At 65.8% G+C, this 20,958-nt stretch carries 17 protein-coding genes; 15 read left to right on the top strand and 2 right to left on the bottom strand.

Going from position 1 to position 20,958, the window contains the following annotated elements; genetic code table 11:
• Positions 1 to 3: 3 nt before the first annotated feature.
• On the bottom strand, positions 4 to 1,656 hold the full coding sequence (locus ACK3BB_RS21580; RefSeq protein WP_428928935.1) for an alpha/beta hydrolase fold domain-containing protein: 1,653 nt from the start codon (positions 1,654 to 1,656) through the stop codon (positions 4 to 6).
• A gap of 218 nt (positions 1,657 to 1,874) precedes the next feature.
• Here ACK3BB_RS21580 and ACK3BB_RS21585 point away from each other — a divergent pair, with 218 nt between their 5' ends.
• From ACK3BB_RS21585 to ACK3BB_RS21655, 15 genes are all read left to right on the top strand, one after another.
• Positions 1,875 to 2,744, top strand: a complete 870-nt coding sequence (locus ACK3BB_RS21585; protein ID WP_428928936.1) for a shikimate dehydrogenase — start codon at positions 1,875 to 1,877, stop codon at positions 2,742 to 2,744.
• 77 nt (positions 2,745 to 2,821) lie between these two features.
• A complete protein-coding gene (dctP, locus tag ACK3BB_RS21590) occupies positions 2,822 to 3,811 on the top strand; it encodes a TRAP transporter substrate-binding protein DctP (RefSeq protein WP_428928937.1) in 990 nt (329 codons plus the stop codon).
• A 74-nt stretch (positions 3,812 to 3,885) separates the two neighbouring features.
• On the top strand, positions 3,886 to 4,407 hold the full coding sequence (locus tag ACK3BB_RS21595) for a TRAP transporter small permease (RefSeq protein WP_428928938.1): 522 nt from the start codon (positions 3,886 to 3,888) through the stop codon (positions 4,405 to 4,407).
• Positions 4,400 to 5,695 carry a TRAP transporter large permease gene (locus tag ACK3BB_RS21600; protein ID WP_428928939.1) on the top strand — a complete coding sequence of 432 codons (1,296 nt, stop codon included), beginning with the start codon at positions 4,400 to 4,402 and terminating at the stop codon, positions 5,693 to 5,695. The genes ACK3BB_RS21595 and ACK3BB_RS21600 overlap by 8 nt, the downstream gene beginning before the upstream one ends.
• Before the next feature lie 5 nt (positions 5,696 to 5,700).
• Complete coding sequence (locus ACK3BB_RS21605; RefSeq protein ID WP_428928940.1) at positions 5,701 to 7,590, top strand: bifunctional sugar phosphate isomerase/epimerase/4-hydroxyphenylpyruvate dioxygenase family protein; 1,890 nt, start codon at positions 5,701 to 5,703, stop codon at positions 7,588 to 7,590.
• A gap of 9 nt (positions 7,591 to 7,599) precedes the next feature.
• Positions 7,600 to 8,478, top strand: a complete 879-nt coding sequence (locus tag ACK3BB_RS21610; protein ID WP_428928941.1) for an SMP-30/gluconolactonase/LRE family protein — start codon at positions 7,600 to 7,602, stop codon at positions 8,476 to 8,478.
• A 31-nt stretch (positions 8,479 to 8,509) separates the two neighbouring features.
• Complete coding sequence (locus ACK3BB_RS21615; protein ID WP_428928942.1) at positions 8,510 to 9,481, top strand: sialic acid TRAP transporter substrate-binding protein SiaP; 972 nt, start codon at positions 8,510 to 8,512, stop codon at positions 9,479 to 9,481.
• 345 nt (positions 9,482 to 9,826) lie between these two features.
• A complete protein-coding gene (locus tag ACK3BB_RS21620) occupies positions 9,827 to 10,882 on the top strand; it encodes an LLM class flavin-dependent oxidoreductase (protein WP_428928943.1) in 1,056 nt (351 codons plus the stop codon).
• A 362-nt stretch (positions 10,883 to 11,244) separates the two neighbouring features.
• On the top strand, positions 11,245 to 12,675 hold the full coding sequence (gene leuC / locus ACK3BB_RS21625; protein WP_428928944.1) for a 3-isopropylmalate dehydratase large subunit: 1,431 nt from the start codon (positions 11,245 to 11,247) through the stop codon (positions 12,673 to 12,675).
• Positions 12,672 to 13,346 carry a 3-isopropylmalate dehydratase small subunit gene (gene leuD, locus ACK3BB_RS21630; protein ID WP_428928945.1) on the top strand — a complete coding sequence of 225 codons (675 nt, stop codon included), beginning with the start codon at positions 12,672 to 12,674 and terminating at the stop codon, positions 13,344 to 13,346. Before leuC ends, leuD begins: the two co-directional genes overlap by 4 nt.
• A complete protein-coding gene (locus ACK3BB_RS21635) occupies positions 13,321 to 13,956 on the top strand; it encodes an isochorismatase family protein (protein ID WP_428928946.1) in 636 nt (211 codons plus the stop codon). The genes leuD and ACK3BB_RS21635 overlap by 26 nt, the downstream gene beginning before the upstream one ends.
• A 5-nt stretch (positions 13,957 to 13,961) precedes the next feature.
• On the top strand, positions 13,962 to 14,855 hold the full coding sequence (locus ACK3BB_RS21640; RefSeq protein WP_428928947.1) for an isocitrate lyase/PEP mutase family protein: 894 nt from the start codon (positions 13,962 to 13,964) through the stop codon (positions 14,853 to 14,855).
• On the top strand, positions 14,852 to 15,772 hold the full coding sequence (locus ACK3BB_RS21645) for a 3-hydroxyacyl-CoA dehydrogenase NAD-binding domain-containing protein (protein WP_428928948.1): 921 nt from the start codon (positions 14,852 to 14,854) through the stop codon (positions 15,770 to 15,772). The genes ACK3BB_RS21640 and ACK3BB_RS21645 overlap by 4 nt, the downstream gene beginning before the upstream one ends.
• 202 nt (positions 15,773 to 15,974) lie before the next feature.
• Positions 15,975 to 18,032, top strand: a complete 2,058-nt coding sequence (locus ACK3BB_RS21650; RefSeq protein WP_428928949.1) for a hydantoinase/oxoprolinase family protein — start codon at positions 15,975 to 15,977, stop codon at positions 18,030 to 18,032.
• 1 nt (position 18,033) lies between these two features.
• Entirely contained in the window at positions 18,034 to 19,797 is a 1,764-nt protein-coding gene (locus ACK3BB_RS21655; RefSeq protein WP_428928950.1) for a hydantoinase B/oxoprolinase family protein, read from the top strand.
• Between the two features lie 69 nt (positions 19,798 to 19,866).
• On the opposite strand, the gene ACK3BB_RS21660 is transcribed toward ACK3BB_RS21655, so the two are convergent.
• On the bottom strand, positions 19,867 to 20,916 hold the full coding sequence (locus ACK3BB_RS21660; protein WP_428928951.1) for a LacI family DNA-binding transcriptional regulator: 1,050 nt from the start codon (positions 20,914 to 20,916) through the stop codon (positions 19,867 to 19,869).
• Positions 20,917 to 20,958: the final 42 nt, after the last annotated feature.

Genomic DNA, 20,958 nt, shown 5'->3' on the forward strand with positions numbered 1-20,958 from the left:
CGATCAGGCGCCGTCGTTTTGGGCCTTCAGCCAGGCGCACATCTCGCGCAGGCGGGTTTCGGAGGCCGCGCAATATTCCATCGCCCGCAGGTAGCCGTGGATCAGCCCTTCGCCCGGCTCGCGGGTGACGGCCACCCCGGCCCGTTCCAGCGCATCGGCATAGGCCAGCCCGCTGTCGCGCAGCGGATCGTTATGGGCCACGGCGACATAGGCCGGGGGCAGGCCGGCATGGCTGTCGGCGGCCAGGGGGGCGATGCGCGGATCGGTCGTCAGCATGGTTTCGTCGGGGCAATACATCGCGTTGGTGGCCTTCATGTTGGCCACCCGCAGCAACGGGCCTTCGGCGTTTTCCACGTAGGACGGCCGGGTGCGGTCGAAATCGCAGGCCGGATAGATCAGCAGCTGGGCCAGCAGGGGCACGCCGGCATCGCGGCAGGCCAGGGCCGCCGCCGCGGCCAGGTTGCCGCCGGCGCTGTCGCCGCCGATGGCGATGCGCGCGGGGTCGATGTCGAGCATGTCGGCCTGGTCATGGGCCCATTTCGCCACGGCCACCACCTGCAGGAACCCGTCGGGAAAGGGCCGTTCCGGGGCCAGGGCGTAATCGACCGAAATCACCGTCTGGCGGTTCCACGCCGCGATCCGCGAGGTGATGTCCCAATGGGTCTCGGGGCTGCCCTGCATCCAGCCGCCGCCATGCAGGTAGATCAGCGCCGGTTGCCGGCCGCCCTCGGCATGGCGGAAGATCCGCACGCGCACCGGCCCGCCGTCGCTGTCGATCCAATGTTCCTCGTCGGTCTCGACCTGCGCCGGGGTGGGCAGGCGCATCTCGCGGGCGATGCCTTCGAAATGCAGCCGCCGCTCGGCCGGCCCGGCCCCGGGCGCCAGCGCCGCCCACTTGCCGTCCCAGACGTCGAGAAAGCGGAAGATGTCGGGGTTGATCATGCGGGTTTCCTCGCGCGGGCGGGGCAGGTCGCTTTCCGACGACACTCCCGGTTTCATGACCAGGCCCAGGATCATGTCACCCAGCTGGCGGCGCAGCATGTGCTGGCCGCGTTCGGAATAGAGATCGTCGCCGAAGATCCGTGAAAAGGTCGCCCGGTTGGACACGTTGAAGATCGAGGCCGCCGAGATGTGCCAGTGCAATTCCAGGGCGGTCAGGCCGCGGCGAAAGATGCCGTCGGCCACTCCGCGTCGGTAGATGTCTTCGAGCAGGCGGATGACCGAGCTGTTCTGGCCGGCCATGTTCTCGGGCGGGGGCATGTGCGCGCCCTTGTGGATGTTCTCGATCATCACCAGCCGAACGAAATCGGGCGCATGGCGATGGTGGTCGAAGGTGAACTCGGCCAGTTGCCGCAGCGCGGCGACGGGATGCATGCCGGCCAGCTGCAGCGCGTCCTCGCCCCGGCGCATCCGGGCATAGGCGTCTTCCAGAACCGCCCGGTAGAGCGTCTCCTTGTCGCTGAAATAGTAATAGATCATCCGCTTGGACGTGCGCGTGCGCGCCGCGATCTCGTCCACGCGGGCGCCGGCAAGGCCATGTTCCGCAAAGACTTCGCGCGCAACCTGCAGGATGTTCCCGCGCACCGCGTCGGGATCCTGTTTCCAGCTGCGGCGCTGGCGCTCTTCGCCCGATGCACCCGTTGGGGCTTCTCCCATCTTGTCCTCCCTCGTCCGGCCCGGCTGTCCTGTTACCCCGCCCGGGGCCTGAACCAAAGACGGAACCGCAGCCGCTGTCAAACCCGTCGGCCACCTGCACCGTGCAGGCGCAGCATTTTAACCGCAGGAAACATTTCGTTGACATATTTAACCGCTCGGACCATTACTGCGTCAAGAGCCCGTTCGAGGGCCGAGGGAATCGGAGGAGGAGGACAGCGATGGCGCACCCCCAGAGTGTGACGGAGACGGAACGCCCGACGCGGATCGGCCTGCTTGGCGCGGGGATCGGCGGGTCGCGGACGCCGCGCATGCACCTGGCGGCGGCCGGGGCGCTGAACCTGCCTTATTCCTACGACCTGATCGACTCGACGCAGCGCGACCTGCCCGAGGACCCGGCGGCCATTCTGGACCTGCTCGAAGCCGAGGGGTTCGACGGGCTGAACGTGACCTATCCGTTCAAGAAGACGGTGATGGCCGTGCTCGACGACGTGTCGGATTCGGCGCGCAAGGTCGGGGCGGTGAACACGGTCATCCTGCGTGATGGGCTGCGCCGGGGACACAACACCGATCACTGGGGCTTTGGCGAAAGCCTGCGGCGCGGGCTGCCCGAGGCCCGGCGCGAGGCCGTGCTGCAGCTGGGTGCCGGCGGGGCAGGGGGGGCGGTGGCCCATGCCCTGCTCGATGGCGGGGTCGGCCGGCTGTTGCTGCGCGACGTGACCGAAGGCGCGGCCGAGGCGCTGGCCGCGAAACTGTGCGAGACCTATGGCCCGGGCCGGGCCGAGGCGGTGGATGACGTCATGGCCGCGGCGGGCGCGGCGGATGGTATCGTCAATTGCACGCCGGTGGGCATGGACAAGCACCCCGGCCTGCCGCTGACCGCGGCGGCCATCGATCCGCGCCACTGGGTGGCCGACATCGTCTATTTCCCGATCGAAACGGAACTGCTGGCAACCGCCCGGGCCCTGGGCTGCGCCGTGCTGCCGGGATCGGGCATGGCGCTTTACCAGGCGGTGCGGGCCTTTGGCCTGTTCACCGGGCAGGAGCCCGACATCGGGCGGATGCAGGAGGCATTCGACTCCTTCGCGTGACGAAGGACCCCGAGGCGGCGCCCGCGCATCGGCGGGCGGCGGGAAAGGCAACCGGAACAAGCATCAGGGAGGATTGCATGTTCAAGACGACGAAACGGACAAGACGACAGGGGGCCGCTCTGGCCGCCGCCGCGCTGTGCCTGACGGCCGGCATGGCCGCGGCGCAGGTGGAGCTGATCTATTCCGACACGGTGGCCGCGGCCGATCCGCGCTCGGCGGTGCTGGACGAGGGCTTTGCGGCCTGCCTGGGCGATGCCTTTGATTTCCGGCCCTACCACGGTGCGACGCTGGTCAAGCAGGGCACCGAGCTGACGGCCATGCAGCGCGGCAATCTCGACATGGCCAACCTGGCGATCTTCGATTTCTACAACCAGGTGCCCGAGACCTCGATCCTGGGAACGGCCTACCTGTTCCGCGATGTCGACCACATGCGCGCGGTCTACAAGTCCGACGTGCTGGACGACCTGGTCGCAACCATCGAGGAAAAGACCAACGTCAAGGTCCTGGCCTGGCCCTATATCGGCACCCGCCATGTCAACATCCGCGGCGACCGCCAGATCACCACGCCGGCCGACCTTGAAGGCGTCAAGCTGCGCATGCCCGGCGGCGAAGGCTGGCAATTCCTGGGCGAGGCGCTTGGCGCCAACCCGACGCCGCTGGCCTTCACCGAGGTCTATACCGCCCTGCAGACCGGGGCGATCGACGGCCAGGACAACCCGCTGCCGACCGACAAGTCGATGAAATTCTACGAGGTGACCGACCAGATCGTCCTGACCGGCCACCGCATGTCCAACAACGTCTTCACCGTGTCGAAGATCAAGTGGGACAGCCTCGATGCCGACCAGCAGGCCCATCTGCAGGGCTGTGCCGACGAGTTCGAGGACAACATGGCCAATTACGTCCTGCAACAGGAGGAAGAGCTTGTCTCGTTCTTCGAGGGCGAGGGGCTGAAAGTCTACACGCCGGATACCCAGGCGTTCCGCGACCACGTCCTTGGCGTCTACCTGGCGTCGAAATTCTCGCAGGACTGGCCCGAGGGACTCCTGGAGAAGATCAACGGCCTCTGAGGCGGCAGACAACAGGCAACGGGGCCCGGCCACTCTCCCGGTCGGGCCCCGCACACGCAATCCCGGGGGCATGAATGGACAGCCTGCGCACTACCTTCGACTGGCTCGGCCGACGCGCCGAGAACATCCTGGCCCTGATCCTGGGGGCGCTCTTTCTGAGCTTCCTGATCCAGATCGTGTTCCGTTACCTGCTGAACCTGCCCCTGGGCTGGACGGTGGAATTCGTCTCGATCGCATGGCTCTGGGGCATCCTGTTCGGCTATGCCTTCGTCGTCCGCGAGGCCGACGTGATCCGGCTGGACATCATCTATGAAAGCCTGCCCCGCGGCGCCCGCCGGGCGCTGGACGTGATCACCGGCACGATCTGCGCGGCGATCTTCATTTGGACCCTGCCCAAGGTCTGGGGCTACATCGAGTTCATGGCGATCGAAAAGACGTCATACATGAAGATCCGCTTCGATTACGTCTTCGCGATCTACATCCCCTTCGCCCTGTCCGTGATCGTGCGCTGCGGCATCTCGATCTGGCGCGGCATCACGGGTTCGGGCCCGGCCTTCCACACGCCCGACACGGCAGAGACCCACGACTATGACTGATCCCTTTACCGTCTCGATCGTCCTGATCGCCTTCCTCGCCTTTGGCGGGCTCTCGATGGGCCTGGCCATGATCTGCGGCTCGTCCGTCTACCTGATGATGAAGGGCTTCGATCCGTCCATCGCGTCGGAAACCCTGCTGCAGGGCCTGTTCAACAGCTATACCCTGCTGGCCATTCCGCTGTTCATCCTGGCCGCCGACATCATGAACATCGGCTCGCTGGCCGACCGCCTGCTGCGGTTCAGCCAGGCGCTGGTCGGCCGGTTCAAGGGCGGGCTGGGCCATGTCAACGTCGTGTCGTCGCTGATCTTTTCCGGCATGTCCGGGTCGGCCGTGGCCGATGCCGTGGGCATGGGCAAGATCATCATCAACATGATGACCCGCGACGGAAAGTATACCGCGTCCTATGCCGCGGCGATCACCGCCGCCTCGGCCACCATTGGCCCGATCATTCCGCCGTCGATCCCGATGGTGCTCTATGCGCTCGTCTCCGACCAGTCGGTCGGCTATCTCTTTGCCGCCGGCATGGCCCCGGGCCTGCTGATGGGGGTCGTGCTGATGGTCATGAACATGATCATCGCCCACCGCCGCGGCTTCGAGACCGACGAGGCCATTCCCCTTCGCGAGATGCCCGGGGTCACCTTCCGGGCCATCCCGGCGCTGTTGCTCCCGGTTATCCTCCTCGGCGGGATCTACGGCGGCGTGATGACACCCACCGAGGCCGCGGCCGTTGCAGCCTTTTACGCGCTGTCGGTCTCGGTGGTCTTCTATCGCTCGGTCAGCGCCGGCCAGTTCTACCAGACCCTGCTGGCCTCGGCCCGGTCGACGGCCACGGTCGGCATCCTGATCGCCGGCGCGCTGACCTTCCAGTATGTCGTCACGCGCGAGAACGTGCCCGACAGCCTGGCCGCCTTCCTGGGCCAGTACGACCTGGGCCCGGTGGGTTTCCTGCTGGCGATCAACGTGCTGTTCCTGCTGCTCGGCTGCATCCTGGAATCCGGGGCGATCCTGCTGATCATCGTGCCGATCTTCATTCCCACGGCCCAGTCGCTGGGCATCGACCTGGTGCATTTCGGGGTGATCTGCGTGGTCAACGCCATGCTCGGCCTGATCACGCCGCCCTACGGGTTGTTGCTGTTCATCGTGTCCCAGATCACCAAGCAGCCGCTGGGGCGCATCGTCCGTGACCTGCTGCCCTTCCTGCTGGCGCTCTTCGTTGCGCTCGGCGTGATCACCTTCGTGCCGGACTTCGTGCTCTGGCTGCCGCGGCTGCTGGGCTACAAGGGATAAGCCAGATGAAAACCTCCATCGCCACCGTCTGCCTTGCCGGCGACCTGCGTGAGAAACTGGCCGCCATCGCGGCGGCCGGGTTCGACGGGATCGAGATCTTTGAACAGGATTTCATTACCTTCGACGCAACCCCGCGCGAGGTGGGGGCGATGGTGCGCGATCACGGGCTGGAGATTTCGCTGTTCCAGCCCTTCCGCGATTTCGAGGGCCTGCCCGAACCGGACCGCGCCCGGGCCTTTGACCGGATGGAGCGCAAGTTCGACCTGATGGCCGAGCTGGGCACCGACCTGGTGCTGGTCTGTTCCTCGGTCCATCCCAAGGCCCTGGGCGGGATCGACCGCATGGCCGACGACTTTTCCGAACTGGGACAGATCGCGGCGAAACGGGACATGCGCGTGGGGTTCGAGGCGCTGGCCTGGGGCAAGCATGTCTGGGATCACCGCGATGCCTGGGAAGTCGTGCGCCGGGCCGATCATCCCAATATCGGGCTGATCGTCGACAGTTTCCACACGCTGGGCCGCAAGCTGGACCCCGACAGCATCCGGCGCATTCCCGGCGACAAGATCTTTTTCGTGCAGCTGGCCGATGCGCCGCTGATCGAGATGGACCTGCTCTACTGGTCGCGCCATTTCCGCAACATGCCGGGCGAGGGCGACCTGGACGTGACCGGCTTCATGCGGGCCGTGGCCGCGACGGGCTATGACGGGCCGATCAGCCTTGAGGTCTTCAACGACCAGTTCCGCGGCGGCTCGCCCCGGGCCATCGCCCAGGACGGGCACCGCTCGCTGGTCTACCTGATGGACCAGGTCAAGCGCGCCGAGCCGGACATTGCCATCGCGGTGCCCGAGATCCCCGACCGCATCCGGCCCGAAGGCGTGGCCTTTGTCGAATTTGCCGCCGACGAGGGTGAGGCCGACAGCCTGGCCCGCCTGCTGACGGCCCTTGGGTTCCGCCGGGTCGGCCGCCATATCGCCAAGGCCGTCGAGGTCTGGCAGCAGGGCGACATCCGCATCGTGGTCAACACCGACCCCGAGGGCTTTGCCCATACCTCGCATATCGCCCACGGGCTGAACATCTGCGATGTCGGCCTGACCGTGGGCAGCGCGGCCAAGACCGTGACCCGCGCCCAGGCCCTTGGCGCCACGCCGTTTTCCCAGCCGGTCGGGCCGGGCGAGTTGCAGATCCCGGCGATCCGGGGCGTGGGATCGGGGCTGTTGCATTTCATCGACCGGTCCAGCGACCTGGCCGATGTCTGGAAGATCGAGTTCCAGCCGGTGGACGACAGCGCCGGCGAGGATGCCGGGCTGACGCGGATCGACCATATCGCCCAGACGATGAACTACGAGGAAATGCTGACCTGGTCGCTGTTCTACCTGTCGCTGTTCGAAACGCGCAAACAGGCGACGGTCGACGTGGTGGACCCGGGCGGTCTGGTGCGCAGCCAGGCCATCGAGGCGCCCGACGGCGCGCTGCGGGTCACGCTGAACGGGGCCGAGACCCATCGCACCTTTGCCGGCCGCTTCATCGCCGACAGTTTCGGCTCGTCGGTGCAGCACGTGGCCTTTGCCACCGACGACATCTTTGCCACCGCCGCGGCGCTTGAGGCCAACGGGTTCGAAGCCCTGCCGATGGCCGCCAATTACTATGACGACCTGGCCGCGCGGCTGGGCCTGTCGCCGGTCTTTGTCACCCGGCTCAAGGCGCATCACATCCTCTATGACGAGGATGCCGAGGGCGCCTATTTCCAGATCTATTCCCGGGCCTTCGGTGACGGGATCTTCTTTGAGATCGTCCAGCGCAAGGGGGCCTATGCCGGCTATGGCGCCCCCAACGCGCCCTTCCGCATCGCGGCCCAACGGCGGTTGATGCCCTCTCCCGGCATGCCCAGACGGTAAGGAAATGACATGACCATCACGGTCGATTGCGTCCAGAAAGTGGATGCGCAACTTGGCGAAACGCCCCTGTGGGACGCCCGCGACAACCTGCTGCGCTGGATCGATATCGAACAGCCCCGCCTGTGGCAGCTGGACCCGGCGACCGGGGCTGCGGCATCGCTGGAACAGCCCGGCACCTACCTGGGCAGCCTGGCGCTGACCCGCTCGGGCCAGCGGCTGGTGGCGCGCGATCTTGAGCTGGTGCTGCTGGATGACGCCGGCCAGGCCCGGCCGCTGGCCCGCACCCTGGACGAGACCATGCCCCAGACCCGGCTGAACGACGGGCGGGTCGATGCCCGGGGCCGGCTGTGGATCGGCACCATGGACAACGGGCTGACCAACGGGTTCGGCGCGCTCTACCGGGTCGATCCCGATGGCACGATGACCCGCCAGCTGGACGACGTGATCGTGTCCAACGGCATCGCCTTCGATCCGGCGGGCCGGCACATGTATTTCACCGACACGCGGCGCTACATCACCTGGAAGCTGACCCTGGACGGCGATGGCGACATGGTGACCGGCCGCGAGGTGCTGGCCGATTATTCCGCCACCGGCGACCGGCCCGACGGCGCCTGCGTCGATGCCGACGGTTGCCTGTGGCAGGCCTTTTTCGCCGGTGGCAAGGTCGTGCGGTATGCGCCCGACGGGCGGATCGACCGCGAGATCGCGCTGCCCGCGACCAACCCCACATGCCTGTGTTTCGGCGGTCCCGATTACCGGACCTTGTTCGTCACGACCGCCTTCAAGTTCCTCACGCCCGAGCAGCTGGCCGCTGAACCGCTGGCCGGATCGGTCTTTGCCATCCATGGCGCCGGCCAGGGCGTGCCGGAAAACCTGTTCGATATCTGAACGTTACGAAGCCAAAAACTGGGAGGACACCATGTTCCACGCACGCTTCAAGACCCTCGCCGCCGCCATCGCGCTTGCCGCCGGTGCCGCGCAGGCCGACGGGATCGAGCTGATCTTCTCCGATGTGAACCCGGCCGAGGTGCCGCGTTCGAAGGCGATGACCGACATCTTTGCCGCCGAGATCGGTGACGATTTCGACTTTCAGCCCTATTTCGGCGCGACGCTGATGAAGCAGGGCACCGAGCTTGTCGGCCTGCAGCGCGGCAACATCACCATGGCCGGCCTGCCGCCGTCGGACCTGGCCCAGCAGGCGCCCGAATTCGACATCCTGGGCGCGGCCTATGTCGTGCGCGACCAGCCCCACCTTAAGGCGATCTTCAACTCGCCCGTCGGTGATCAGCTCAAGGCCATCGCCCGCGAGAAGCTGAAGGTCGAGATCCTCGGCACGTTCTACTACGGCACGCGCCAGGTGAACCTGAAGGGCGACAAGCAGATCATGACCCCGGCCGACATGGCGGGCGTCAAGATGCGCATGCCCGGCGGTGAAAGCTGGCAGTTCCTGGGCAAGGCGCTTGGCGCGAACCCGGTGCCGATCCCCTACACCGAGCTGTATACCGCCCTGCAGTCGGGCGTTGTCGATGGCCAGGACAACCCGCTGCCCAACGACCGGGCGATGAAGTTCTACGAGGTGACCGACCAGATCGTGATGACCAGCCACAACGTGGGCTTCGGCATGCTGCTGATCTCGTCGCGGGTCTGGGACGACCTGACCGAAGAGCAGCAGGCCACGCTGCAGGCTGCCGCCGACAAGGCCACCGCATGGTCGGACCAGCAATACCTGGACGAAGAAGCCGAGCTGGTGGAGTTCTTCGAAGGTGAAGGCCTGAAGGTCTATACCCCCGATGTTGCGGCCTTCCAGGCCCATGCCCAGGAGCAATACCTGGCCTCGCCGCTGTCGAAGAACTGGCCGGAAGGGATGCTGGACCAGATCAACGGGCTGTGATGTCGGGCCCGGCCTGACATTGCCGCGCCGGGGGCCTTGGCCCCAGGACGCGATCCCGCTGACAGCGGGGAAACCGGCGGCCACCTGGCCGCCGGTTTTCTTTTTGCCGGGTGGTGGGTGTTGTTGGCATGCGTATGCACAACATGATTCGAGTGCTGTGATCCTGCTCGAACGTGTGCGGTTCGGTTGATGGGCCGTGCAACTGCCCAATATAAAGCCAAAATTTAGCTTTCCTCGGTGTGTCTTGGCCGGGCTGCCCCGGAAAACCGGACCTGTCCGACTTGACAGGGACCAATGCAGGCGCTGACAGTGCATACGTATTCGTTGACCTTTGGAGCCGACCACGTGACACGTATTCAGCTGGGCATGTTCATGCCGACCACCTCCGGAAGCCTGATCATTGCCAAGGGCAGCCCGCCGCAAAGCGCGCCGACCTGGGACCTGAACCGCAAGGTCGCGCAGATGGCCGACGAGGGTGGGATGGATTTCCTGCTGGCCCAGGTGAAATGGCGCGGCTACGGCGGCGAGACCGGCCATTGGGACAGCGCGCTTGAAGCCTTTACCCTGATGTCCGCCGTGGGCGCGGTGACCGACAACATCAAGATCATCGCCTCGGTCGCCGTTCGGACGATCCCGCCGGCCGTGTTGGCCAAGATGGCGGCAACGGCCTATGACATCTGCGGAGACCGGTTCATCGTCAATGTCGTCGCCGGCTGGAACAAGTTCGAATATGCCCAGATGGGCCTGTGGAGCGACGACGATTTCTTCCTGAACCGCTATGAATATGCCGATGAATACCTGACCATCCTCAAGCGGCTCTGGACCGAGGATCGCGTCGATTTCGACGGCAAGTATTTCAAGATCGAGGATTGTGTCTCTGATCCCAAGCCCGCGCAACTGCCCGAGATCGTCTGCGCCGGCCAGTCGCCCGGCGCGCTGGATTTCGTGTCGCGCCAGGCCAATTATTCCTTCATCGGGCGGATGAACGACACGGCTGAACAGCTTGGCGAAGTGGCGGGCAAGATCTCGGCCATGGCGGCCGAGCATGACCGCGAGGTCAAGTCGCTGACCCTGTTGACGGTGATCATGGCGCCGACGGATGCCGAGGCCGAGGTCAAGAAGCAGGGTTTCCTGGACAATCGCGACGAAGCGGCAATCGCCGAATGGTTGCGCGTGTCGGGGTTCGACAAGAACCGCGAGGATTACCAGACCCTGCCGCCCGAGGTGACGACCTTCATGTCGGTGCCGTTCATCGTCGGATCCTATCAGACCATCGCCGACCATATCGACGCGCTGGCCGAAAATGGCGTGGCCGGCGTCTGCCTGTCCTTCCCGGATTTCGAGACGGACACGGCTGATTTCATCGAACATGTCATGCCGCTGGTGAAAAGCCGGCAGTAGCGGCGGGGGTGATCCCCGGTCTTGCGGGGCCGCGCCGGGCAGGGGCCTGGCGCGGCCCGTTTCTTGAATAGGGTTTCATTGGCGCCTGGGTGTCGTTGTTATCCATTGGCTGGGGCGACGGGCCGCCACGGAGTCAAGAAAATGCACGGCATTTTCTCGTTTTTCGACGGTTGCGCGCCATTCCCACTGGCCCGCCCCTGTCGTTGCGCAACCCGCGCTGGCTTGTTTCTGAAAAACGCTTGAATACGCATGCAATAGATGCCAATCTTCAGGTCGACCTCCGTTTGCCGGGTTCTCCCGCCCCGGCTTGATCCCAGCATTCCGCGCAGCCGCCAGGGCTGCCGCGCCACGAGACAGCAGCGATGACCGACCAAGACGCGCCGAAAACGCTCTATGAAAAGGTGTGGGCCGACCACGTGGTCAAGACCTACGACAGCGGCACCGACCTGCTTTATGTCGACCGCCACCTGGTGCAGGAAGTGTCCAGTCCGCAGGCCTTCAAGGGGTTGCAGATGGCCGGCCGGCCGATGCATCGCCCGGATGCACATATTTCGGTCGCCGACCATGCCGTGCCGACCCAGGGCCGTGGTCATCCACTGCGCGAGGGGCTGGCGGCCTCGCAGGTGGCCCGGCTCTATGACAACGCCCGGGCCTTTGGCGTGCCCTATATCCCGATGCAGGATCGGCGCCACGGCATCGTGCACGTGATCGGGCCCGAGCTGGGCTTTACTCTGCCGGGCGTGGTGCTGGTCTGCGGTGACAGCCATACCTGCACCCATGGCGCCTTCGGGGCCATCGCCTTCGGCATCGGGGCCAGTGAATGCGAATGCGTCTTTGCCACCCAGGTGCTGCGCCAGGTGCGCCAGAAGACCATGCGCATCCGGCTGGAAGGGGTGCGGCCCGCCGGGGTCGAGGTCAAGGACATGATCCTGGCCGTGATCGCCGAGATCGGCGTCGGCGGCGGGGTGGGTCATGCCATCGAATATGCCGGTTCGGCCGTGCGCGACCTGTCGATGGAAGAGCGCATGACCCTGTGCAACATGTCCATCGAAGCCGGCAGCCGGATCGGCATGGTGGCCCCCGATGACAAGACCTTTGCCTATCTCCGCGGGCGGCCGCTGGCGCCGGAGGGGGCGGCCTGGGAGGCGGCGGAGGCATATTGGCGCAGCCTGCCCAGCGATGCCGACGCGGTGTTCGACCGCGAGGTGGTGATCGACGTTGCCAGCCTGTCGCCATTTGTGTCCTGGGGCACCACGCCCGAGGAATGCGCGCCGATCGCCGGCCATGTGCCCGACCCGGCCAGCGTGGCCGACGAAGGCCGGCGGGCACGCATGCAGCGCAGCCTAGATTACATGGGCCTGACCGCCGGCACCGCCCTGTCGGACCTGCGCATCGACCGGGTGTTCATCGGCTCGTGCACCAACGGCCGCATCGAGGATCTGCGCCGGGCCGCCGCCGTGGTCGCCGGGCGCAAGGTCAGCCCCGGGGTCGAGGCGATGGTCGTGCCGGGCTCGGCCGGGGTGCGGTTGCAGGCCGAGGCCGAGGGGCTGGACAGGATCTTTACCGAGGCGGGGTTCAGCTGGCGCGCGTCGGGCTGTTCGATGTGCGTGGGCATGAATGACGACCGGCTCAGCGCCGGCCAGCGCTGTGCCTCGACCTCGAACCGCAATTTCGAAGGCCGCCAGGGCAAGGGCGGGCGCACCCACCTGATGAGCCCGCCCATGGCCGCCGCCGCCGCCATTGCCGGCCACCTCGTCGACGTGCGCAGCCTGACCGGAGAGACCCAGCCATGAAGCCCTTTGACCATGTGACCAGCGTCGCGGCCTGGCTGGACGAGGACGCGATCGACACCGACATCATCTTTCCCGCCCGGTTCCTGCTGCTGCTGGACAAGGACGGGCTGGGCAAGCATGCCTTCCACGAGCGCCGCAACGATCCCGCGCGCGAGACGCCCTTCGTGCTCGACCGGCCGCCGTTCGACACGGCGCAGATCCTGGTGGCGGCCAAGGATTTCGGCACCGGGTCGAGCCGCGAGCAGGCGGTCTGGGCATTGGCCGATTTCGGCCTGCGCTGTGTCATCGCCGAGACCTTCGGCGAGATCTTCTATGCCAATTGCTTCAAGAACGGTGTCCTGCCGATCCGCCTGCCGGCCGGCCCGCTGGCCACCCTGCGGGCGGCGGCGCAGCGCGAGGAAGAGCTGACGATCGACCTGCCGGCCCAGCAGATCCGGCTTGCCGACGGAACGGTCATGGCCTTCGACGTAGAACCCTACCGCAAGGACGCCCTGCTGAACGGGCTTGACGAGATCGGCGCGATCCAGCGCGATGACGGGGCCGATATCACGGCCTTTGAAAACAACCAGAAACGCCGCGCTCCCTGGCTTTACCTGACGCCCGGGCAGCTGTCGCATTTCGATGACCTGGGTGAGGAGATACTCGTTGACCCAAACGGAAAACCTCGGTGAGAACTACAAGCGGGCCTATGACAACCGCATCGGATTCGGCCAGCGCCCGGCGCTGCTGCTGATCGATTTCGTTCAGGCCTATTTCGATCCCGACTGCCCTCTTTATGCCGGGGTCGAGGACGCCCTGGCCTCGGCCCTGCGCCTGCGCGACGCGGCCCGCCAGGCCGGCATCCCGATCATCTACACCAATGTTGTCTATCGACCCGGTGGCGTCGACGGCGGGCGGTTCTTCCAGAAGGTCAAGGTCCTGGAGAACTTTGTCGCCGGCAATCCGATGGGCGCCTGGCCCGAGGGGCTTGAGGTCGGCGCGGACGAGATGGTCATTTCCAAGCAATATCCCAGCGCCTTCTTCGGCACCTCGCTGGGCTCGACCCTGACCGCCCTGGGTGTCGACACGCTGATCCATACCGGCCTGTCGACCAGCGGCTGCGTGCGGGCCACCTGCGTCGACAGCTGTTCGCACGGGTTCATCCCGATCATCGTGCGCGAGGCCGTGGGCGACCGGCATCCCGATCCGCACAATGCCAACCTCTTCGACATGGATGCCAAGTACGGCGATGTCGTCGGCGAGGCCGAAGTCATTACCTACATGCAGACCCTGAAAGGCTAGAATTCATGACCAGACCGACCCTTCTTCAGGCCCTGCGTTCCGGCGAATTCATCGTCGCGCCCGGCGTGCACGACATGATCGCCGCCTCGGTGTTCAACACGTCCAAGCTGCAGTTCGCCTATGCCTCGGGCTACTGGATGACGGCCTCGGCCTATGCCCTGCCCGACGCCGGGATCGTGACCTATACCCAGATGGTCGACCGCGTGCGCACCCTGTGCCGCCATATCGACGGGTCGGTCTTTGCCGATGCCGACACCGGGTTCGGCGGTCTGCTCAACGTGCATCACACGGTGATCGGCTATGAAGAGGCCGGGGTGACGGGCATCCAGATCGAAGACCAGGAATTCCCCAAGAAATGCGGCCACACGCCGTTCAAGCGGCTGATCCCGACCGAAGACATGGTCGAAAAGATCAAGGTGGCCTGCGCGGCGCGCAAGAACCCGGAAACGGCGATCATCGCGCGCACCGATGCCCGGCAATCCGAAGGGTTCGAAGGCGCGCTGAAGCGGATGCAGGCCTATTCCGACGCCGGGGCCGACGTGCTCTTTGTCGAGGCGCTGACCAGCGATGACGAGATGCGCGAGGCCTGCCGGCGGCTGAACAAGCCGACCATGGCCAACATGGCCGATGGCGGGCTGACCCCGATCCGCAGCGCCGCCGAGCTGAAGGAGCTGGGGTACAACATGGCGATCTATCCGGCGGCCACCGGGCTGGCCGCGGCCCAGGCCGCCCGCGATGTCTTTACCGCGCTGGAGACCGAGGGCACCTCGCAGGCGCCGGGGGTCGACCTGTTTTCGTTCAAGGAATTCAACAGCCTGATCGGGTTCGAAGAGGTCTGGGAATTCGAACGCAAATGGGCCGGCGACCCGGCCGCCCAGACCACCGGCACCCAGGGATGACCCGCGTCGCCTGTGTCGGCGCCGGGCTGGTGGGATCGGCCTGGGCCTTTGTCTTTGCCCGCGGCGGATGTGACGTGGCAGTGTTCGATGCGCGCGGTCCGGCCGCCCGCGACCAGACCATGGCGCTGCTCGACCGCACCGTCGAGATGACCGGGGCCGACCCGGCGCTGGCCGGTCGGGTGCGCTTTGCCGACAGCCTGGGCGATGCGCTGGACGGCGTGTCGCATGTGCAGGAATCGATCAAGGAAGATCCGGCGATCAAGAGCGCGCTCTTTGCCGAGATGGATGCCCTGGCCGGGCCCGAAACCGTGCTGGCCTCGTCGACTTCGGCGATCCTGGGCTCGCGGTTCATGGACATTCCCGGCGCGGCCCGGGCGCTGGTCGCGCATCCGGTCAACCCGCCCTCGCTGATCCCGCTGGTCGAGCTGTGCCCGACCCCGCTTACCGCGCCCGAGACGGTGGCGCGCACCCGCGAGTTCATGACCGGGCTGGGCATGAAACCGGTCGAGCTGACCCGCGAGATCGACGGCTTCCTGCTGAACCGGTTGCAATACACGCTGGTGGCCGAGGCGATGCACCTGGTGGGCGAGGGCTATTGCAGCGCCGCCGATATCGACCGGGTGCTGACCGACGGGCTGGCGCTGCGCTGGTCGACGCTGGGGCCCTTTGGCGTGGCACATCTCAACGCCGCCGGGGGCTTTGCCGATTTCGTGGCCCACCTGGGCGGGATGATGCGCCAGATGGGCCAACAGGCGCGCACCGATTACGACTGGTCGCAAGAGATGGTCGATGCCATCCATGACGACCTGGGCGCGGCCATCCCGGTCGACGAACTCGCTGCCTGGCAGGCCTGGCGCGACGAGAATATCCTGGCGACGCGCCGGATCCAGGACGAGGCCGACCGCCGCAAGCCCTGATCGCCCCCCGCGCCAAACCGCAAAAAGCCAATGATCGGCACGATTTGGCGCATTCCTATGCAAAGAGCGCGATGTCAAGCGCCCCCGTGAATTCGAGCCTTTAAAATAAAGTAATAAACTGGCCTTGCGCCGCGTCATCTTTCGTTTCTATAGTCGTAATGCATACGCATGCACAAAACGAAGACAAGACAGGGCAAGCCAAATGAGACTAGGAGTTGACGTCGGGGGGACCTTCACGGACCTCGTGTTGCACGACGAGGCAAGCGGACGCACGGTGCAGGCCAAGACGCCGTCGACGCCCGAGGACCAGTCGATCGGCGTGGCGAACGGGGTCAAGCTGATCTGCGAAAAGGCCGGGGTCGATCCCAAGGATATCTCGCTGATCCTGCACGGCACGACCGTGGCCACCAACGCCGTGCTGGAAGGCAAGGGCGCGCGGGTCGGGCTGCTGGTGTCGGAAGGGTTCGAATACACCCTGCACCTGGCGAAATCCTGGACCCCGGGGCCTCTGTTCGGCTGGATCGTGATGGACAAGCCCGATCCGCTGGCCTCGCTCAAGGACACCCGCGGCATCCCCGAACGGATGAACGCGCGCGGTGAGGTGGTGACCCCGCTGGACCGTGAGAAGGCCACCGCGCTGATCGACGACCTGTGTTCGTCCGGCATCGAGGCGCTGACCATCTCGCTGATGCATGCCTATGCCAACCCCGATCACGAACGTGCCCTGGCCGAGATCGTGCGCGAACGTTACCCAGATATCCCGGTGTCGCTGTCGTCGGACATCCTGCCCGAGTTCCGTGAATACGACCGTGCCATCACCACTGTGATGAACGATTACGTCCGCCCGATCATGAAGCGCTACCTGTCGCGGATCGAGGAGCGGCTGGCCAGGGAAGGCCTGTCCTCGCGCCTTCACATCGTGCGCTCGGACGGCGGGTTGATGAGCGCCAACGCGGCCTCGGAACGGCCGGTGCATACGGTTCTGTCCGGCCCTGCGGGCGGCGTGACCTCGACGGTCATGATCGCGCGGCGCACGGGCATCCGCAACCTGCTGGCCTTCGACATGGGCGGCACCTCGACCGACGTGTCGGTGATCCTGGACGGCGAGCCGACGATCTCGCGCTCGACCGAGGTGGGGTCCTTCCCGGCCAAGGTGCCGACGCTGGACGTGCGCTCGGTGGGGGCAGGGGGCGGTTCGATCGCCGATGTGTCCGAGCTGACCAATTCGCTGCGGGTCGGCCCGCGCAGCGCCGGCGCGCGGCCGGGGCCTGTGTCCTACGGGCGCGGCGGGACCGAACCGGCGGTGAGCGACGCCAACGTCGTCCTTGGCTACCTGCCGCCGGTCCTTCTGGGCGGTGACATGAAGCTGGACGTGGACGGCGCGCGTGAGGCCGTGGCCCGCGTCGGCGCGCAGCTGGGCCTTGGCGCCGAAGAAGCGGCGCAAGGCATCCTCGATATCGCCAACGAGGTCATGCTGGGCGCCCTGCGGGTGATCACCGTTCAGCGCGGCTATGACCCTCGCGACTTCGGCATCGTGGCCTTTGGCGGCGCAGGCCCCCTGCATGCCAACGCCATGGCCGAACTGCTGGGCTGTTACCCGGTCGTCGTGCCGACCAACCCGGGCGTGCTCTCGGCGCTTGGCTTCCTCGAGGCCGAGTTCAAGAACGAATTCGTGCAGACCTTCATCCGCTCGACCAAGGGCATGGATGCGGACATGGTCTGGACCCGCTTCACCGAGCTGGAGGCCAAGGCCGTCGAATGGCTGGACGCCGAAGAGGTGCCCTCGGGCGACCGTACCATCCGCTATTCGCTGGACCTGCGCTATGAACAGCAGGGCTTCGAGGTGACGGTCGATATCGACAAGGCCACGGTCGAGGCGCGCGGCACGCTGGACGGGGTGATCGAACGCTTCAACGAGCTGCACGAACAGCTCTACGGCGTGCGCTTCCACGTCCCGGTCGAGCTGGTCGCCCTGCGCGTCATCGCCACCGGCGCCACCATGCCGGTCGAAGAGACCGTGACCGCGTCCGAAGGCTCGGACCTGGCCGATGCGCTGATCGAAACCCGGCCGTCCTTCTTCAAGGGGCAATGGGTCGATACGCCCAATTACGACCGGGCCAAGATCCCTCCGGGCGTCAAGGTGCCCGGCCCCGCGATCATCCGGCAGTACGACACCACCACCGTCCTGCTTCCCGACCATTACGCCGAGCTGGAGCCGCACGGCAACCTGCTGATCTGGCCGAACTCGAAGGACGCCTGAGATGACCACAGTTGATCCTATCACGCTCGATATCATCGAGAACGCACTCAAGAACGCCCGTTTCGAGATGGACGGCGTTGTCGTCCGGATCTCGCTCTCGCCGGTGATCCGCGAGCAGCACGACGAATTCCCGATGATCTGCAACGCACGCGGTCAGATGATCGTCGGCCAGTTCGGATCCTACATCCCGGCCATCGTGGAACAATTCGACGGCGACCTGAACGAAGGCGACATCTTCGTCTGGAACGACCCCTATGCCTGCAAGGGCTCGATCTCGCACAACAACGACTGGTGCGTGATGATGCCGATCTTCCACGAAGGCGTGCTGGTCGGCTTTTCGTCGATCTTCGGCCACATGGTCGATGTCGGCGGCAAGGTGCCGGGATCGATGCCGTTCGACGCGCGCACGATCTGGGAAGAGGGGCTGCGCGTGCCGCCAGTGCGCATCTACGACAAGGGCGTGCTGAACGAAGGTGTCCTGGCGATCATGCTCAACAACAGCCGGACGCCGGACATGAACCGGGCCGACCTGATGGCGCTGATCGCGGGTTGCAAGACGGCGGCCAAGCGCGTGGGCGAGCTGTGCGACCGTTTCGGGCGCGAGACCTACATGGCCGCGACCGACATGCTGCTGGACCGCACGCGGGACGCGATGAAAGTGCTGATCGAGAAGTACATCTCGGAAGAGCCGGTGTCCTTCACGGACTATGTCGATGACGACGGCGTCGGCAACGGGCCGTTCAAGATGACCCTGTCGATCTACATGCGCGACGGCAAGGCGGTGTTCGACTGGACCGGCACCGATGACCAGGCGGAAGGGCCGATCAACTTCCACATCCACGAAGGCCTCTGCAAGCTGTTCTTCGGGGTCTACATGATCATGGCCTTCGACCCGGACATCCTGTTCAACGAAGGGTTCTACGACCTGTTCGAGGTCATCCTGCCCGAAGGCAGCCTGCTGAACCCGAGGTTCCCGGCCGCCCTGTCGAACCGTCTGAACACGCATACGCGGTTCTTCGATTGCCAGGCCGGCGCGCTGGGGCAACGGGCGCCACACCTGTCGATGGCGGCGGGCTACGGCACCAGCCCGCATTTCATCTTCACCGGGCATGATGGCGACGGGAAGTATTTCCAGCTGATGGAGCTGCTCTTTGGTGGCGTTCCGGGCCGCCCGCGCGGCGATGGCCTGGACGGGCACGCCTGGTGGCCGCTCTTCTCGGCGACGCCGATCGAGTATATCGAGAACTACTACCCGGTTCAGGTCGACAGCTATCGCCCCGTCAAGGACAGCGGCGGACCCGGTCTGCATCGCGGCGGCGCGGGGATCGAAAAGGTGTATCGGGTGCTCGAACCGGGCCGGATCTCGATCCATGACGACCGCGAGGTCGTGCCGCCCTGGGGCATCAACGGCGGGCTTTACGGCGGAACCTCGGCCAAGTGGATCGTCCGGGCGAAGACCGGCGAGAAGGAGCGTATCCCCTCCAAGATCGACAATCTCGAGGTCGATGCAGGTGACGTGATCATCTTCCGCACCGCCGGGTCGGGCGGCTGGGGCGATCCCTATGACCGGCCGGCGGAAGAGGTGGCCCGCGACGTGCGCTATGACCTGGTGTCGCCGGAACAGGCGCTTGAGGGCTATGGCGTGGTGCTGGGCGACGACCTGGCGCTGGACGTTGCCGCGACCGAGACGCTGCGCGCCGAGCGCAAGGCCGAACGGGGTGCGCCAGAGCCGTTCAATTTCGGCTTTACCCCCGAAGTGGCCTGACGGCCGGCCCGTCGAAACGCGAAAGCCCCGGAGCGATGCTCCGGGGCTTTCGATGTGGAAGGGATCGGATCATTCCGGTTTCGGCCCGGGGATCGTGTTGCGCCAGACCATGTGGCCCTTGATCGGGCAATCATGGGCGAGGTCGATCTCGGCATGCGGATCGTCGAGGTTCAGCAGGTCGATCGTGGCCCGCACCATGCGGTTGATCGGCTGGCGCACGGTGGTCAGCTGGTAGGGCGGGCGGGCGCCTTCGGGAATGTCGTCGAAACCGGCGACCATGACATCGTCGGGCACCTTCAGCCCGTATTCGATGCGCAGGGCATCCATCGCGCCCATGGCCATGATGTCGTTGATGCCAAAGATCGCGTCGGGCACCTTGGCCCCGTCGGCCATCATCGCCTTGACCGCCTCGGCCCCGCCTTCATAGCTGGACGACCCTTCGTAGGCCTTGATGTCCGACCGGGGAATGCCCGCATCGACCAGCCGGTCCATGAAGCCTGTCGCCCGGTCCTTGCTGGTTGTGCCCTTGGGATCGCCGGTGATCATCGCAAAGGTCCGCGCCCCGGCGGCCAGGAAGGCCTCGGCGATCTCGCGGCCGCCCTCGGGGTTGTCGCAGCGCACGCCAAAGGCCCCGGTGTTGGGGATGTAGCGGTTGAACAGCACCACCGGGATGCCCCGGTCGTGGCACATGCCCACCATCCGCGTCGACAGCTGGGCCGAGGTCAGGATCACCCCGTCGACCTGGTAGGGCAGCAGGCGCATGATCGCGTCATCGGTGCCCATGTCCTCGTTCAGCGTGAACACCAGGATGTGGCGGTTGCGGGCCTGCAGCTCGCGCCCGAAGGTTTCCAGCACATGGGTGTAGAACGGGTTGTTGAGATCGCCCAGGATGATCGCCACGATGTTCGACCGGTGGGTGGTCAGACTGCTGGCGATGGAATTGGGCACGTAGTTCAGCTTGCGCGCCGCATCCAGGACCTTTTCCCGGGTTTCGGCGGCAATGCTCGACCCCGGCTTGAAGGCGCGTGACACCGCCGATTGCGACACGCCGGCAAGGGCGGCCACATCGAAGGACGTCGTTCGGATGGAGCCTTCACGTATCTTGTTCTTCTTGGGCAACCGCCTGTTACCTCCAAGCTGCCAGTTCCGTTGGGTATCGAG

The sequence above is a fragment of the Marinibacterium sp. SX1 genome (genome assembly GCF_050389775.1).
In the GTDB taxonomy this organism is placed as follows: domain Bacteria; phylum Pseudomonadota; class Alphaproteobacteria; order Rhodobacterales; family Rhodobacteraceae; genus Marinibacterium.

Coding starts and splice junctions, on each gene's coding strand:
- leuD (WP_428928945.1), top strand. CDS start 12,672: ATGAAGCCCTTTGACCATGTGACCAGCGTCGCGGCCTGGCTGGACGAG.
- dctP (WP_428928937.1), top strand. CDS start 2,822: ATGTTCAAGACGACGAAACGGACAAGACGACAGGGGGCCGCTCTGGCC.
- leuC (WP_428928944.1), top strand. CDS start 11,245: ATGACCGACCAAGACGCGCCGAAAACGCTCTATGAAAAGGTGTGGGCC.
- ACK3BB_RS21615 (WP_428928942.1), top strand. CDS start 8,510: ATGTTCCACGCACGCTTCAAGACCCTCGCCGCCGCCATCGCGCTTGCC.
- ACK3BB_RS21610 (WP_428928941.1), top strand. CDS start 7,600: ATGACCATCACGGTCGATTGCGTCCAGAAAGTGGATGCGCAACTTGGC.
- ACK3BB_RS21580 (WP_428928935.1), bottom strand. CDS start 1,656: ATGGGAGAAGCCCCAACGGGTGCATCGGGCGAAGAGCGCCAGCGCCGC.
- ACK3BB_RS21585 (WP_428928936.1), top strand. CDS start 1,875: ATGGCGCACCCCCAGAGTGTGACGGAGACGGAACGCCCGACGCGGATC.
- ACK3BB_RS21595 (WP_428928938.1), top strand. CDS start 3,886: ATGGACAGCCTGCGCACTACCTTCGACTGGCTCGGCCGACGCGCCGAG.
- ACK3BB_RS21640 (WP_428928947.1), top strand. CDS start 13,962: ATGACCAGACCGACCCTTCTTCAGGCCCTGCGTTCCGGCGAATTCATC.
- ACK3BB_RS21605 (WP_428928940.1), top strand. CDS start 5,701: ATGAAAACCTCCATCGCCACCGTCTGCCTTGCCGGCGACCTGCGTGAG.
- ACK3BB_RS21650 (WP_428928949.1), top strand. CDS start 15,975: ATGAGACTAGGAGTTGACGTCGGGGGGACCTTCACGGACCTCGTGTTG.
- ACK3BB_RS21655 (WP_428928950.1), top strand. CDS start 18,034: ATGACCACAGTTGATCCTATCACGCTCGATATCATCGAGAACGCACTC.
- ACK3BB_RS21600 (WP_428928939.1), top strand. CDS start 4,400: ATGACTGATCCCTTTACCGTCTCGATCGTCCTGATCGCCTTCCTCGCC.
- ACK3BB_RS21645 (WP_428928948.1), top strand. CDS start 14,852: ATGACCCGCGTCGCCTGTGTCGGCGCCGGGCTGGTGGGATCGGCCTGG.